The 327-nt window shown below is 66.1% G+C and carries 1 pseudogene; it reads right to left on the reverse strand.

What is annotated here, in order from left to right:
* Positions 1-327 (reverse strand): annotated as a pseudogene (locus RM445_RS32130) (type I glyceraldehyde-3-phosphate dehydrogenase); the annotation flags it as partial.

Below are 327 nucleotides of genomic sequence, written 5' to 3' on the forward strand. Positions count from 1 at the left end.
TGTCGTACCAGCCCACGACCTTGACCTGGTTCCCGATCACCTTCGTCAGCCCCGAGTCGAAGATGCACGACGACGGGTCGGTCACGATGTCACTGGACACGATCGGCGCATCGGTGAACTTCAGGTAACCCTTCAACGGCGCCGAATCCGCCGCCGCCCGGTACGCGTCGGTGATCTCCGCAACCGAGACCTCGTTGCGCACGGTCACCGTCAGATCCGTCGCCGACCCGGTCGGCACCGGCACCCGGATCGCGTACCCGTCGAGCTTGCCCTGCAGGTGCGGCAACACCAACCCGATCGCCTTCGCCGCACCCGTGGATGTCGGCA

This window comes from Pseudonocardia charpentierae (assembly GCF_031845345.1).
Taxonomy (GTDB): Bacteria; Actinomycetota; Actinomycetes; order Mycobacteriales; family Pseudonocardiaceae; genus Pseudonocardia; species Pseudonocardia charpentierae.